The 255-nt window shown below is 70.2% G+C and carries 1 protein-coding gene; it reads left to right on the top strand.

What is annotated here, in order from left to right; all coding sequences use genetic code 11:
• Window positions 1-255, top strand: a 255-nt coding sequence (locus RM423_RS25240; RefSeq protein ID WP_311425775.1) for a trehalase-like domain-containing protein, incomplete at both ends; no start/stop codon positions are given.

Here is a 255-nt window from a genome sequence, read left to right as displayed (position 1 = left end):
AGGACTACGCCCTGCTCGGTGACCTGCAGAGCGCCGCGCTCGTCAGCACCACCGGATCGATCGACTGGTTGTGCCTACCGAAGTTCGACTCCCCCGCCTGCTTCGCCGCGCTGGTGGACACCCCCGACGCCGGGCACTGGACCATCGCGCCCGCCGCGGGCGGGGTCTGCACCACCCGCCGCTATATCGAGGACACCCTCGTGCTGGAGACGGAATGGCGCAGCCGGGAGGGGACCGTGCGGGTCACCGACTTCA

Source organism: Jatrophihabitans lederbergiae, from assembly GCF_031845305.1.
GTDB lineage: Bacteria > Actinomycetota > Actinomycetes > Mycobacteriales > Jatrophihabitantaceae > Jatrophihabitans_A > Jatrophihabitans_A lederbergiae.
Note: the sequence above shows the minus strand (reverse complement) of the source record. Positions and strands in the feature narration are given on the sequence as shown.